The sequence below is a fragment of the Sulfitobacter sp. THAF37 genome (assembly GCF_009363555.1).
GTDB lineage: Bacteria > Pseudomonadota > Alphaproteobacteria > Rhodobacterales > Rhodobacteraceae > Sulfitobacter.
Genome location: NZ_CP045372.1, coordinates 2,195,161 through 2,209,167, shown reverse-complemented (window position 1 = coordinate 2,209,167; position 14,007 = coordinate 2,195,161). Strand labels below are relative to the sequence as shown.

The following is a 14,007-nucleotide window of genomic DNA, read 5'->3' as shown; positions in this document are numbered from 1 at the left end:
GCCCGTTTTTCTGCGGCATTCGGGTGCCTGGGTCATGGGCGCGGCACCATGCCCCGCCCCTCTCTCCGACAGCCAGCGCCGCGCGCGGTGGCGCGGCGATGCCTCTCTTGCGGCACCAACCCCCTCAGCCGGGGCTGGTTCCACGGTTTCGGTGCCGGGGCCGGCGACCCGGCGGATTTTCGCGCCAGTGCCGCCATCGCGCCATGCTTTGGTCGCGATGGATGTGTAGCCGGAAGAGATGAAAACCGACGCAAACACCATTTCTTGGCTGGCCTTATGATGGGGGTCGCTGGACAAATCGGCGGGGCCGTGGCACCGGTGAGCCGGATGGACGATAACTTGATTTCCTTTGCGCCCGAGGCGGAAGACGGCGCGCCGCTGCGGGCAGCGTTCGGCCGTTTCGGCACCGGTGTCACCGTCATCACGACGCAGACGGAAACCGGCCCGCTGGGCATGACGGCGAATTCCTTTTCCTCCGTTTCGCTGGAGCCGCCGCTGGTCCTGTGGTCCGCCGCCCTGCGGTCCAAGCGCCATGACGCCTTTGCCCGGGCGCGGCATTTCTGCATTCATATCCTGGCCGAGGATCAGGCAGCCCTGGCGCTGCATTTCGCGGGCCAGGGCCATGATTTTTCAGGCTTTGACTGGCACGAAGGCCCCGAAGGTCTGCCGACGCTGGCAGGCGTGCTGGCGACATTCCACTGTGAAACCCACGCGGTGCATCCGGCGGGCGATCACTCGGTCATTCTGGGCCGGATCCGGCACGCGGCGCAGCGCCATGGGGACAGCGAAGGCGCCGGTCTGCTGTTCGACCGCGGACGTTTCGGGACCTTCCTGCCGCAGAAGACCGGTCAGTAGTCCTTTTCAAAGAACAGGCCGATGCCGCTGTTGCCGTCGGAGCCCAGTGTCGCCTTGCCGGTGAGGTTGGGGGTGAGGTCGATGTTCAGCGAAATGTCGGCGGAGCCGTCGGATGCCGCTGTGACGTCGGAATAGACGTTCTCCGAGATGTACTTGCCCGCACGTACCGCAGTCGCGCCATCGTCCGTCGTGGTCACGTCCAGATCGTCCAGCCCGAAGTTGTCGCGCAGATTGCCGATCACGCCGCCACCGCCGCGTCCGGCCAGTGTCGCCACCGCCGATGCCAGTTGCAGCGCCTGGAACGCCGAGATGTCGGCGATGTTGCGGCCGAACAGCAGCTGCGCCAGCACCTCGTCCTGCGGGGCCGCCGGGGTCGCCTCGAACAGGACTTCGGGTTCATCCGCGGGCCCTTGCACGATGACCCGCACCTCGCCCGCCCTGGTGGTGGCCGAGGAAACGAACCGCAGGTAGGGGATCAGGTCGCCCTGGAACTGGACCGATCCCTCGATCAGGTCAAAACGCTTGCCAAGGATATCCAGCCTGCCGCGAATGAGCTCGAACCGTCCGGCGGAGATGATGTTGTTGGTCGTGCCGGTCAGCCTCAGCCCGCCGCCCAGTTCCGCGTCCAGCCCCCGGCCCCGCACGAAAATACGGTTCGGCGCATTCACCTGCAGGTTCAGCCCGAAGCCGCCGCCGGGGTTGTCCGCCGCCGGGTCCGTGCCCGCCTCAGCGCCGGTCAGCCCTGCCTTGCGACGCGTCGCGATGACGGCAGGATCGGCGCCGATGTGGGTGATCTGGGGAATGTCCCCGATGGTGGTCAGCCCGGTGGAGGGCACGTTCACATTGGTCTCGCCCACGTTGATCTGGCCGCTGATCACCGCGCCCCCGGCCAGCGGCCCCGCGATGCGCAGGGTGCCGCCCAGGCTGGTGCGGTACAGCTTGGGATCGGTCAGGACCAGCCCCTCCAGCGCGACCTGCAGATCGGCGGGCAGCGACCCGGTCAGGGTCACGCCACCGCCGACGCGCAGCCTGCCGCCGCCGACGGCATTGGCGCTGAGGTCGATGTTGGCGCGGTTGTTGCCCAGACGGATGTTCGCGTCGATCCCCTCCAACGCGATGCGCAGGTTGGGGGCGGACAGCGCCGCATCCGAGGTCGAGATGGTCCCGCTGAGCGATGACAGCGCCGGAGGACCGTTGACCGTCAGATCGAAGCGCGCCTGCCCCTGCAGGCTGCGCGGGTCGATGAAGGGCCGGCTGAGGCCCAGGGGCGCCGTGCCCGCGATATCGAGGTTCAGCGTGCCGTTCTCGGCCACCTGGCCCGAGACATTGGCCTGCGTGCCGCCCGGCCCCTGCGCATCGGTGTCGATCCGCCAGGCGCTGCCCTGCTTGCGCGCCGAGCCATCCACGTTGAGCGGCCCGTTCAACTGCGGCACGATCGCGGCGAGGTTCGGCATGGCCAGGGTGAAGTCCACATCCGCATTCGGCCCTGTGACCACGCCGTTCACGGTGGCGCGCGCCGAATAGGGCCCGCTTGCCTGCGTTTCCAACGCCAGCCCGTCGGGCGTCTGGTAAAGCGTGCCGTTGGCCGACAGCGGCCCGTTCACCGTGGCCACCAGCGGGTTCACGTTGGGCACGGCGACGTTGAAGTTCAGCGACATGTCCGGGCCAGTGGCCAGCCCTGCCACGGTCGCTTCCGCGCCGTAGGGACCTGTCGCCTGTGTGTCCACCACGAACCCGTTCTCGGTCTGGCGCAGGGTGCCGGTGGCGTTCAGCGGACCGTTCACCTGCGGCACCACGGGCTGCACGTTGGGCACCGACACGTCGAAACGGATGTCGAGCGCGGGGGTCAGCGCCCCCTGCACCGCCGCACGGACGTCGTAGGGGCCGTTGGCCGTGGTGTCGATCACGAAACCCTCTGCCGTCTGACGCAGGTTGCCCTGTGCCGATAGCGGGCCGCTGACCTGCGGTACCAGCGGGTTGACCTGTGGGATGGAGAGGTCGAAATCAATGTCCAGCATGGGGCTGACCAAGCCATCGACCGCGGCGGTCAGATCATAGGGGCCGGTGGCATCGGTATGGATGCGCCAGCCGTCCGGGGTCTGGCTGAGCGTGCCGCGCGCCCTGACCGGTCCTTCGATCTGCTCGGCGAACGGTTTGACGTCCGGGATATCGGCAGTGAACGCGATCTCGGCGTCGGGCCCCGTGGCCAACCCCTGCGCGGTCAGGGCTGCGCCATAGGGACCGTCGGTCGCGGCATCGACCACCCAGCCCCGCGCGTCCTGCGTCGCGGTCGCGCTGACGGTGATCGGCCCCTCGTATTGTGGCAGGACCAGCCCCACGTCCTCCAGCCGGAAGTCGGCCTGCACGCGGCTGTCATCGGTGCGCAGCTCGGCCGCGCCGGTCAGGCTCAGCGCGTCGTTCTGCAACGACAGGTCGCGCAGAAAGGTCCCGGTCTCGTTCCGGGTGGCCTGCATGCTCAGCTCCGTCCGGCCATCGAGCACCGCATCGGCCTGCGGAATGCCCAGTGCCAGGTTTTCGGTGCTGCCGGTGGCCCGCAGATCGAACATCCCGCCCAGCGGTGTGACCGACCCCTGCAGTCCCAGTTCGGTCCGCCCGTCCAGCTCGCGCCCCGCGAGCGCGGAAAAGCGGCTGAGGTCGTCGGCGGTCAGCCGCGCGTCCAGTTCGGTCTGAAAGTTGTTCTGCGGTCCGGCGATGACGATGTCGCCCGCCAACCCGTAATCGGTGCCGGTCAGCTCTAGCCCGGTGATCCGGGTCGGCTGCCCCTCGACATAGGCGATGTTGGCGCGGCCTTCGATCCGGCGGCCGATCGCCTCGCCGCTCGCGGGGTTGGTCAGCGCCAGCCCGTCGGCGGCAAAGGTCACGTCGCCCAGGAATTCACCCAGCGTGCCCACATCGCCGCGCAGCGTGCCGTCCAGCCCCAGCTGGGTGCTGTCGATGGACAGGCCCGCCATCTGCAGCGCGTCGATGTCGAACGCGGCGTCCAGCGCATCGCCGTCGTCGGCATCGTAATTGACCCGCAGACCCACCCGGTTGACCGTCGTGCCCTCGCCGCCCACGGGCAGCAGAATGGTGGTGCCATCGGGGTTGGCGACCGTGCCGGTGATGTCGATGAAGGTGGGCCAGTTGTCCGCGTTCAGGGTGACGCGCCCCGCGAGGTCGACAGCCTGCGCATCCAGCCCGAAATCGCTGACGTCGATGGCGCCGTTGCCTTCGACCAGCGCATCGAGGTTGAGGCGGACGTTCTCGCCAAAGAATTCGCGGTAGCGCGGCGCGAACAGCGCGGTCACATCGCCGCCGATGTCGGCCTGAATGCGCCGGTCGGGCGCGCCCGACCCGCTGCGCGGTGCCTGCGTTCCCAGGGTAATCTGGCCGCCCAGCCGTTCCTGACCATCGGTCGAAAGGTCCAGGTCGGTGACGAAATCGCTCAACGGTCCATTGCCCTCGACGGTCAGATCGACCGACGGCTGATCCGGCAGGTTCAGCAGCTTGGCCACGATCCCTTCCTCGCCCTCGCTCAGCCGGACGAGCAGGTCGAGCACGTTGTCGGCCCTTTCCAGATTGGCTCGGATGGCGAATTCGCCGCGCTTGGCGTCGGTTCGGTTGGCCGAAATGTCCACGTCCAGCAGGTCGTCCGTGTATTGCGCCGTGGCGCTGACGCTCAGCTGGGCCGCCTCACCCAGAAGCGGCGCGCCGAGGTTGATCTGGTCCACGCCGAAATCCGCGATGTTGATCGACACGGGCAGCTCCGGCAGGCTGAAAGGCTGGGCCTCCGCATCCGGCAGGTCCACCTCGTCCGAAGGGACCGGCAGGCGCGGCAGGTCCAGCCGCGCGGCGGTCAGGCTCTGCACTTCGAGGCGTCCGCGCAGCAGCGCGGAGCGGGTCCAGTCAAGGGTCACGTCCTCAAGCGTCAGCCAGACGCCTTCGTCATCCGCAATGGTCATGCGGTCGAAACTGGCGGTCGAGCTGAGCGCACCGCGGAAACCGTCGATGCTGACCGTCCGCCCGGCACCGCTGAGCGCGTCCTGGATGGTGCGGGTCAGGAACCCCTTGTCGTCCTCCTGTGCCAGAGCGGCGCAGGGAATGGCGATCATGAGCGTGAAGGCCGCGAGAATGGAAAGCAAGAACCGCATCAGAACGCCTGCCCTATGCCGATGTACACCTGAAAGTTCTCCCCCGTCTCGGGACCGGAGGTCGGCACGGCGAGATCCAGCCGGATCGGGCCAATGCCGGTGTCATAGCGCACCCCAAGGCCGGCGCCCGAATGCCACTGACCGGACCCGTCATAGAATTCCTCGGCACCGATGTAACCCGCGTCGGCGAAACCCACGATGCCGATGGCATCGGTCACTTTCACCCGCGCCTCCGCCGAGACCCCGACAAAGGACCGCCCGCCGACGGTCTGGCCGCCGCCCAGGTCCACCCCCAGCGACTGATAGGGTTGCCCCCTGACCGTGCCGCCACCGCCGGAGTAGAAAAGATAATCGGCGGGCGCCACCGACAGGTCCGGCCCGAAGACCGACCCAAGCTGGCCGCGCAGGGCGAAAGTGACCGGTCGCGCCTCTCCGAAGGTTTTGTAATAGCGCGCGTCGAGATAGCTGCGCACCCCGTTGTCGGCACCGCTGATCGCGACAAAGGGTGTCACGGAGGCATTGATGAAATATCCCTCCTTCGCGTCCAGCTCCTTGTCGCGGTAGTCGAATTCGACGCCCAGCGGGAGGGTCAGCAGCGTGTAGCGGTTGGTGCCGAAGGCATCGCGCGTCTCGGCGGCGCGCAGGCCGATGCCCAGCCGGTAGGTGCGTTGCTCGCTGGCGATGCGGGTGATGCCTGTCTCAAGGTCGATCTGGCGGGAAAAGAAGTTCACCTCGTCCAGCTGTTCGATCACCCCCAGCGCGTAGAAGTTCGTATCCTCGTTAAAGGTCGCGGGGCGTTCGAACCGCGCCGACAGCCGGTAATCCTCGCCACCGGAGTTGCCCCCGATGCCGCGCACCTCGGCCTCCAGCCGCAGGCGTTCCGCACCGCCCAGCAGGTTGCGATGCATCCAGTAGGTCGACAGCGTCAGCCCTTCGAGCGACGACAGCTCCGCGCCAAAGCCGAAGCGGCGCTTGGGCGCTTCGGTGATCTGCGCGGTGATGGGCAGCGTATCACCGGGGCCGATCTCTTCCGCCTCCTGCAGCGCCACGGCATCGAACGCGCCGGTCCGGCGCAACCGCTCGCGGGCCAGACGCAATTCTTCGGGCGAGAATACCTGCCCTTCGGGCAAGCCTGCGATGTCGATGATGCGCTGGGTACGCACGTCCTGGTTGCCCTCGACGATCAGCGGGCCGAACCGCAGGCGCGGTCCGGGCGCCAGCCGCAGATCGGCGGAAATGGTGCGCTGTTCGTGACGCGCGGTCAGGTCCTGGCTGGCAAGGTCCGCCTTGGCATGCCCCTGATCGCGCCAGCCGTCGATCCCGGCGGAAACCGTATTCTTCAGCACGCCAAGGCTTGCGGTCTGGCCGGGGGCGAACTCTTCGGGCAGTTCTGTGCCGGGGGCCACGGGCGCGATCCGGGTGGGGCCAAAGCGGAACTGCGGCCCCGGGTCGATGGCGATGACCGCCTGACGGATCTGGCCGGGCGGGTTCACCGGCGGAATGTCCGCCGCATCCACCCCGTCCAGCGAGATCCGGATCACGGGGCCGAAATAACCGTTGTCATAGAGCACTGCGAGAAGCCGTTCGTAATCCGCCTGCGCCGCGGCAACGAGTTCCTGCGGGCTGGGTGTCGCGTCTTCTGCCGTCTGTTCAACCAGCAGCGACCCGCCTGCCAATGTCTCGTAGAGGTCGGTGCCCTCCTCGATGCCGGTGATCCTGAGATCCGCAGCCGAGGCAACATGCCCCCCCGCCGCAATGACCAGCGCCACGATGCCCGTTGCTACCTTGAAAATGCCCTTTGAAATTACCCGAAATTGCGTCACGCCAACGCCCCCTACTCACACCGTCGTCCCGCGATTGCCACGGGTTGTTCTTCTGAACGCTTTTGCCAAGTAAGCGATATTTAGCCTTGGGCTGCAATCCGTCTCTGGGGGATGCGTTGCCAACAGGCCGCATTATGTGGTGTTCCTTGCGAAATCGTGATCGGTCAAAGGGTCATGGGCGAATTTTCGCCCATACCTGTGCAACCGCAACAGCAACCGCTATGGGGCGTTGCCCGCCAGATCAGAGACCTGCGCACGCATGACCGACAGGAAATCGCCGTCGGTCGGTCGGGTGGCCAGAGGCGCGAACACGACGGACCGCAGCCCCATGTCGGCGGCACGGTCAATCGCCTTGGGCGGCGGCGCGGCCTCCCAGATCAGCAGGGTTGCGCCGGTCTCGGCGGCGCGGTCGTTCAGCGCCTGCCATTGATCCGCGTCGGGCATCGCACCGGCCTCCCAGTCCAATGCGTCGATCTTCAGGCCGTAGGCTCGGGCAAGGTACTGATAGCGGGGATGCGTGGCGAGGATCGTCGTGCCCTGAAGGCCTGCAAGGGCCTTTCGGGTCTCGCCATCCAGGGCCTCCAGATCGGCGGTCAAGGCGGGCAAGGCCGCCGCCACGCCGTCGGTCGCCGCAAGGATGCGCCGTTGCATTGCAGCCGCCAGCGCCTCTGCCTGGCGGGCCGCCTGCGCAAAGTCCAGCCAGGTGTAGCTGGCGATCCCGGTGTGCGAATGTTCCCCGTCCGCGCCATGACTGTGAGTCACCGATTCGGTCGCGATATAGGCGTCGGAAAACCCGGCAGAGGTATCGACCACCCGCGAGCGCGGCAGCGACGTGCGGGCGGTCCACCCCGCAAAGCCCGCCCCGTTCAGCGCGATGACATCCGCACGCTGAATGGCGGCGATCTCGGACAGGCCCGGGCGCCAGAAAGAAGGGTCCTGCCCGTCGGGCACCGGAAACAGAACCTCTATGGCAGACCCGCCCAACCGCTCCGCCATCCAGGCCAGCGGATAGTTCACGGCGGCCACGACGGGCCGTTCCTGCGCACCGGCGGCACCGGCCAGAACGACGAGGCTCAGGACAAGACGTTTCAGCATCAGTTGCCGCCCTGCCCGTGCGAGATGTCGTCGGGCGTCAGCACCCAGTAATTCGAATGTCCGTCGTTCACGTCCACCTCGATGATCAGCCCCGTTTCGGCGGCGCCTTCGGGCAGGGGAAATTCGGTCTTTCCCTCATCGCCTATGTCCAGCGTCATCAGCAGCTTGTTCTGCGCATCAAGCACACGCACATCCCCCCCGGTCGGCACCCGACCGGAGGAAAAGGTGGATTCCACCGTGACGATCTGCCCCGAAACCGAGGCAAACACCCGCAACCCGTGCGCCGCCGCAGGCAACGCCGCGAGAATCAAGGCAAAGGTCAGTGCGCGGATCATTCTGCGCTCCAGGGTTCGAAATGGACCCAGATGACCGCGCCCAGCTCATGCGCCTTGTCCTCGCCCTCGTGCTGCATCGGCTCTTCGGCGGTGTTCAGCGCGGCAAAGCCCCACCAGCCGGCGGCGGGCACGGCATAGCTGAAGACACCGTCGGCATCGGCCTTGATCGTCTGGGTGATCATCAGATCGGAGGGCGCGGCGGCCGTGCCGTCCTCGTTGTAATACTCGACCTCGACCTCGGCATAGGGCACCGCTTCGCCGTCCAGCTTCACGATCCCCTGGAAAAGGTTGCCCTCCCACAGGGCAAAGGGTTTCGACAACGGCACGATTTCCGTCTTGAGGCCCAGTTCCGCGTCCCACCCCTCGTCATCGCCGTAGGCGGAAACATAGGTCTTGGTGTAATGGGTGATGAAGGCATCCTCTTCCGGCTCCCAATAGGGCTGCGGGGTCATGGAGAAAACGTAGGTGCCCGGCCTTTCCAGCCGGTACTCGGTGGAGAATCCCGCGTGATCCATGACCTGCGTGTCCTGCAGGTCGCCCAGCAGATCGGTGGTTTCACCGCCATGCGTCACGGCAAAGGTTTCGGGCCGGTCCAGCACCATGCCGATCCCTTCGAAGGGATGCGAAAACGACAGGGTCAGGTCGATGCTGCGGCCATCCTCCTGGCTGACCATGTTGTCGGAGGGGATGATCATCCCGTAATGGGCCGTGGCCGTCGTGGCGACCGCGGCCATCGTCGCGGCAGTGATCAGAATTTTCATTGGTTATTCTCCCCGTTGGTTTGCAAAAAGGCACTCGTTCAAAGCGCAAGGATCCAGGATACGATCCTGTCACCCCGATATGTGACGAAGGTGACAATCGCAGCTGAAATCATCCCCGACAGGCCCAACAGTAGGGCGATTTCCGCAACCGCCAACTGGCCGATCACAAAGCGCCCCGCCCCCAGCCGTCTGGCGGTCTGCATTTCCGGTGCGCGCAGCGTCCACGCGAGGTATAGCGCAAGGCCGATGGCCCCGAACGCCGCAACCCCGATGACCAGCGTGACCGCGTCCAGCAGGGCCGCAATGCGGAAAATCCGGTCGACCAGGCCCGTGATCACCTCCGCCGGGACCGTCATCTGCACCGGGTTCTCCGGATCGAGGTACCGCCCGCGCAGGATGGTGCCGGATCTTGTGTCATTGGGGACCACCACCACGGCGGACAGCGGGTAGTCGCGCGCCGCACCGTGGAAATGGAAGCTGTCGATGTTCTCGGGCGTGATGCGCTGAAACTCGGTGATTGCGGCGTTCGCGGTGACATTGCCCTCTTCGTCCGCCGTGACCACATCGTCATGGCCGTGGCCGATGCCCGCGATCACCCAGGCGGTCTTGACGTCGGTGAAAATCGCCTCGTCGTCCGGCGTGCCGGTCGGGGCCAGAACCCCAGTGATCTGCAGCTCCAGCGGATAGACACCGTCGAGATCGAACAGGTTCTCGGGCGCCGATACCAGCGTGTCACCGGGGCCAAGCGACAGCCGGCGCGCCACCTCTGCGCCCAGCACGGCCTCGCCCAGCAGCGCGATCTGCCGGCCCTGGTGGATGCTGACCCCCCGGAAATCGAAATAGTCGAGCGACGTGCCGACAATGCGCGCGCCGTTGCTTTGAAAGGCGGTGTGCAGCGGGATCGGCAGGGCCAGCCCGCTGTCCCAGACCGCATCCTCGGCCGCGCGTGTCACCGGCGGTGCGCGATCTTGCGAAAAATACACCGCGTTCATCACCAGGTCGAGCTGGCTGCCCCTGGCGCCCAGCACCAGCGGCGTCGCCTCTGCACGCCGGGTCAGGGCGTCTTCGGATCCGCGCAGCAGGATCTGGGTAATCAGCGGCACCGAGAGGATCAGCGCGCCGACCACCACCAGCACCAGACTGCGCGCCCAGGTCCAGCGCAGATGCGCAAAGGCCAGGAACAGCGCGTTCATGACATCTGCCTCAGCGTGGCAAAGTCGATCACCCGGTCAAAGCGGGGCAGCAGGTCGTGATCATGGGTGACGGCCAGCACCGTCGCATTCATCTCGGACGCGCGGTCGAACAGCAGATCGAGAATGGCCTCCTTGGTCTCGGGGTCGAGATTGCCGGTGGCCTCATCTGCAAGGATCAGTTTCGGCTGCGCGACCAGCGCGCGGCAGATCGCGACGCGCTGCTGCTCCCCGCCCGATAGCGCGGCGGGATGGCTTTTCAGCCGGCGCGCGATGCCGCAGGCATCGGCCAGCGCGCGGGCACGGTCCCGCACCTGTGCGTCCAGCTTCAGCCCAGGGCCGACGCGATAGGGATAGAGGATGTTCTCGTAGGCGTTCAGGTAATCGACCAGCGCGAAGTTCTGAAAGATGAACCCCACATGGGTTGCCCGGAATCGCCGCAGGCCCCCCTCGTCCAGCGCGGTCAGATCTGTTCCGGCGACCTCCAGGCTGCCCGCGTCGGGCCGCGCCAGACCCGCGACCAGGTTCAGCAGGGTCGTCTTTCCGGTGCCGCTGGGGCCGATGACGCCCACCCGCGCGCCTTCGGCCACGTCGAGCGCGGAGACCTTCAGCGCAAAACCGCCCCGCGGGTAGGCGAAGGCAAGGTCGCGCGCCGCGATCAACTGTCCTCCTCCGCGAGGGGCGCGTCGGCATTGCGTTCCAGGGTGCCCGCATCGCTGCGGTCCACGTCCGTCAGGGTGAATGCGGTGATCTTCCACACGCCCCCGTCCGAGGTCATGGCCAGATCGGCGGCGTAGGCGTTGCCGCGCATGTGCATGTGTTCGGCATGGCCGACCACCCCCAGCACGCGCCATTTCGCGGCAATCTCGACGGTATCTCCCACCGGACGCGCGCTCATGCCCGACAGGGAAACCTCGTGAATTTCCTGATCCGGGTTCAACCCGCCCCCCGCCATCGCGCCGACCCGTTCAAGGTAGAGCTGCTCCAGCGCGGGGCCGCTGGCCACCTCGGCCAGACGATCGTAGATCGCCGTTTCATCTGTTTCGCCAAAGGCGTCGTAGACCTTCGCCAGGATGCCGGGCAGCAGCAGGGGGCTTTCGCGCGAAAATTCCTGCGGCGACATGCTGTCAGGTGAGAGGGGGCCGTCCTGCCCCGCTCCCATGTAGGCCCACGCCAGAATGGCGATGCCGCTGACCAGAAGTACCGCGACGACAAGATTTCTGACCATGTTGCGACAGTACCGCCTTACTCATTTACCTGGTCAAGCATAGTGCGGTGCCGTTGGCATGCAACCGCTGGCGTCGACGCTCTCATCGCACTTTCAGAGCGACTGCCGTCCAGAACATTGTTTCGAGAGTTGCGGCATCTTCCTTCGGAAGAGCCGGTGGTGCGGTCGGAGAGACTCGAACTCTCACGGGTGTTACCCCACAGCGACCTCAACGCTGCGCGTCTACCATTCCGCCACGACCGCACGCCATGGATGGTGTGGGCGGTTTAGACAAAGGCAGGCGACTTGTGAAGAGGAAAAGAAAACAAAAAAAGCCCTCGCCGTAGATCCGCGGCGAGGGCCCGTCAGGCTGGTTGCGATGTCAGCCTATTCGCTGATTGAAAAGCTGGGCAATGCGCTGCCCGACGCCGGTTGCGGGGTCGGCAGGGTGCTGGCCTGGCCCCCGCCCGACCGGGTCGCGGCGGCGCGGATCAACTCCGTCCGCTCGGGCTGCCCCGGGACAAACACCGCCGCGGCACCGGAATCGGCGGCGGCAAGGCCAGCCTCGTACCAGCTTTGCGCCATGTCGGCACGTTTGGCGGGACCGAAGCCCTGGCTCAGGTGGTGGCCCATCAGTTCGCCATAGACCCCTTCACCCATCGCATAAAGCAGCAGGGCAGAGCCCACGGCCACATCCATGTTGTCGGTGCGGTAGCCGACGCCAAGGCAGATCTTGGCGGTGCCCTGAAGCTGAGCGGGCGACATGCCGGTCGTCAGCACAAAGGAGGAGACGTCCTGCACAACGGCATCGCGGGATTTCAGCGACAGCGCGGCGACCTTGTCCTTCATCGCGGGGCCGAATCCGGTGCATTGCTGGGCGATCTGGTCGGGCGTAAAGCCCTGGACCTGGCTTGCCAGTTCTTCGGACTTGGCGATGGCATAGGTCCGCGCGAGGCAGAATTGTTCATTCAGCGCCACATTGGGGTCGGACATCGTGGCCAGCGTGGTAAAGCCGCCGTTGGTGTTGGTGATCAGCGACACCGTGTTGCAATGGGATGCGAGCGACGCCTGCGTGCCTGCGCCCAGGAAGTTCGGCAGCCCGCCAGCGCCGCTTTCGGCTTTCGGCGCGACCGCCGCGGCCAGCGATGCCGCACCGGCCAGTGGCGCGGCGGCTGCGGTGCCCCCGGTCTGTGGCACCTGCTGCGGCGCCACGACGATGGTGGTCGACGGTGCGGTCACGTTGCCCGCGGGCGACTGGCCAGCCATCTCGGCACGGTAGGTCTTGAGCAGGCCGCGTGTGCCGTCCGGCGTCGCGGCGACCTGTTGCTGAACGGCATAGCCGCCGGCCTGCGCGCGGTTGTAGCTGGAAATCAGCAGGTTCTGTTCAAAGGCCGACAGATTGCCTGTCACCGGATAGCCGAGGTAGGCCTGGTATTGCGACACGGCGTTTCGCGTGCGGCGGCCAAGCTGGCCATCTACCGCCCCCGCGTCGAACCCGAAATAGTTCAGTGACGCCTGAATGTTCCTGCCTTCCTGGGTGGAGGGCAGCGAAGACCGGGTGGATTTCTTGCGGTATGTCCGTTTGGTGGTGGTGCGCCGCTGTTTCTTGGCGTTCGCCCCGACGATACCGCCGATGATCGCCCCGGCGATGAAGTCGCCCGCGTCCGCCTCGACCCGCTCTGCCGGGATCACCGCCACCGAGAGGGCAAGAACCGCCCCTGTCATTGCCTTGTAAATCATGAATGCACTCCGAATATGAATCGCTTTATGGGTATCGCCTGAAAAGCTAACACAACATAATTCCGTGCGGGACTCTTTTTGACCCGATCCGCGGCGCAGGCCTTGAAAAAGCCCCGCCCCGTACAGATCTAAGGGCGTTAACCAACGCGAAAGGATGCCGAGATGACCGAGAATGCACAGACCGCTCAGGACAGGGTCGTTCAGGTCGATATCGTGTCCGACGTGATGTGCCCCTGGTGCATCGTGGGATACAAACAGCTGGAACAGGCGCTCGCCGTGGTGGGCGCAGGGGCCTACGTCCGCTGGCATCCGTTCGAGCTGAACCCCGACATGCCGCCCGAAGGGCAGAACCTGACCGAACATATCGTCGAGAAATATGGCGCGAGCGTCGCGCAATCGGACGAAAACCGCAAACGGCTGGTCGAGATCGGAGAGGGGCTGGGTTTCGCCTTCAACTTCGATGCAGACAGCCGCATCGTGAACACGTTCGCAGCCCATCAACTGCTGGACTGGGCGGCAGAGGCGCAGTTGCAGCACCCGCTGAAGATGGCGCTGTTCGATGCGCATTTCACCAAAGCGCGCGATGTGTCGGACCCCGAGGTGCTGATCGACGTGGCGGGCGGCGTGGGGCTGGACCCCGACGCGGCGCGCGTGGTGCTTGAGACGGGAAGCCATGCCGCACGGACCCGCGAGAGGCAATCGTTCTGGACGTCGCGGGGGATATCGGGGGTGCCGTCGATGGTCTTTGACGGTCGCCACCTGCTGACCGGGGCGCAGGGCGCGCAGACCTATGCGCAGATCCTGGCCAGGATACTCGACGAAAAGGACGCCGCCTGATCCGGCGCCCTGC

Annotated in this window: 11 protein-coding genes and 1 tRNA gene; 2 read left to right on the top strand and 10 right to left on the bottom strand. The window is 66.2% G+C overall.

The genetic code is table 11. The features are described from left to right. Window positions 1-327 precede the first annotated feature (327 nt). Window positions 328-855 carry a flavin reductase family protein gene (locus FIU94_RS10815; RefSeq protein ID WP_152465808.1) on the top strand — a complete coding sequence of 176 codons (528 nt, stop codon included), beginning with the start codon at window positions 328-330 and terminating at the stop codon, window positions 853-855. On the opposite strand, the gene FIU94_RS10810 is transcribed toward FIU94_RS10815, so the two are convergent. From FIU94_RS10810 to FIU94_RS10770, 10 genes are all read right to left on the bottom strand, one after another. Beyond that, window positions 849-5,006 carry a translocation/assembly module TamB domain-containing protein gene (locus tag FIU94_RS10810; protein WP_254702514.1) on the bottom strand — a complete coding sequence of 1,386 codons (4,158 nt, stop codon included), beginning with the start codon at window positions 5,004-5,006 and terminating at the stop codon, window positions 849-851. The genes FIU94_RS10815 and FIU94_RS10810 overlap by 7 nt on opposite strands. Then, window positions 5,006-6,829 carry an autotransporter assembly complex family protein gene (locus FIU94_RS10805; protein WP_152465807.1) on the bottom strand — a complete coding sequence of 608 codons (1,824 nt, stop codon included), beginning with the start codon at window positions 6,827-6,829 and terminating at the stop codon, window positions 5,006-5,008. Before FIU94_RS10805 ends, FIU94_RS10810 begins: the two co-directional genes overlap by 1 nt. 219 nt (window positions 6,830-7,048) lie before the next feature. Beyond that, on the bottom strand, window positions 7,049-7,924 hold the full coding sequence (locus FIU94_RS10800) for a metal ABC transporter substrate-binding protein (RefSeq protein ID WP_152465806.1): 876 nt from the start codon (window positions 7,922-7,924) through the stop codon (window positions 7,049-7,051). After that, window positions 7,924-8,259 (bottom strand): hypothetical protein, encoded by a 336-nt coding sequence (locus FIU94_RS10795; protein WP_152465805.1) that lies wholly within the window; start codon window positions 8,257-8,259, stop codon window positions 7,924-7,926. Before FIU94_RS10795 ends, FIU94_RS10800 begins: the two co-directional genes overlap by 1 nt. After that, window positions 8,256-9,020 (bottom strand): DUF4198 domain-containing protein, encoded by a 765-nt coding sequence (locus FIU94_RS10790; protein WP_152465804.1) that lies wholly within the window; start codon window positions 9,018-9,020, stop codon window positions 8,256-8,258. Before FIU94_RS10790 ends, FIU94_RS10795 begins: the two co-directional genes overlap by 4 nt. A gap of 38 nt (window positions 9,021-9,058) precedes the next feature. Next, on the bottom strand, window positions 9,059-10,213 hold the full coding sequence (locus tag FIU94_RS10785) for an ABC transporter permease (protein WP_152465803.1): 1,155 nt from the start codon (window positions 10,211-10,213) through the stop codon (window positions 9,059-9,061). Continuing rightward, the gene (locus FIU94_RS10780; protein WP_216643247.1) at window positions 10,210-10,872 is read right to left on the bottom strand and encodes an ABC transporter ATP-binding protein; all 663 of its coding nucleotides are present in this window, start codon (window positions 10,870-10,872) and stop codon (window positions 10,210-10,212) included. Before FIU94_RS10780 ends, FIU94_RS10785 begins: the two co-directional genes overlap by 4 nt. Continuing rightward, entirely contained in the window at window positions 10,869-11,438 is a 570-nt protein-coding gene (locus FIU94_RS20985) for a hypothetical protein (RefSeq protein ID WP_216643246.1), read from the bottom strand. Before FIU94_RS20985 ends, FIU94_RS10780 begins: the two co-directional genes overlap by 4 nt. A 157-nt stretch (window positions 11,439-11,595) precedes the next feature. Continuing rightward, window positions 11,596-11,681, bottom strand: a tRNA-Leu gene (locus FIU94_RS10775). 123 nt (window positions 11,682-11,804) lie between these two features. After that, entirely contained in the window at window positions 11,805-13,157 is a 1,353-nt protein-coding gene (locus tag FIU94_RS10770) for a peptidoglycan-binding domain-containing protein (protein ID WP_172975890.1), read from the bottom strand. A gap of 162 nt (window positions 13,158-13,319) precedes the next feature. Between FIU94_RS10770 and FIU94_RS10765 the strand changes: the two genes are divergently transcribed. Then, window positions 13,320-13,994 carry a DsbA family oxidoreductase gene (locus tag FIU94_RS10765; RefSeq protein ID WP_152465800.1) on the top strand — a complete coding sequence of 225 codons (675 nt, stop codon included), beginning with the start codon at window positions 13,320-13,322 and terminating at the stop codon, window positions 13,992-13,994. Window positions 13,995-14,007: the final 13 nt, after the last annotated feature.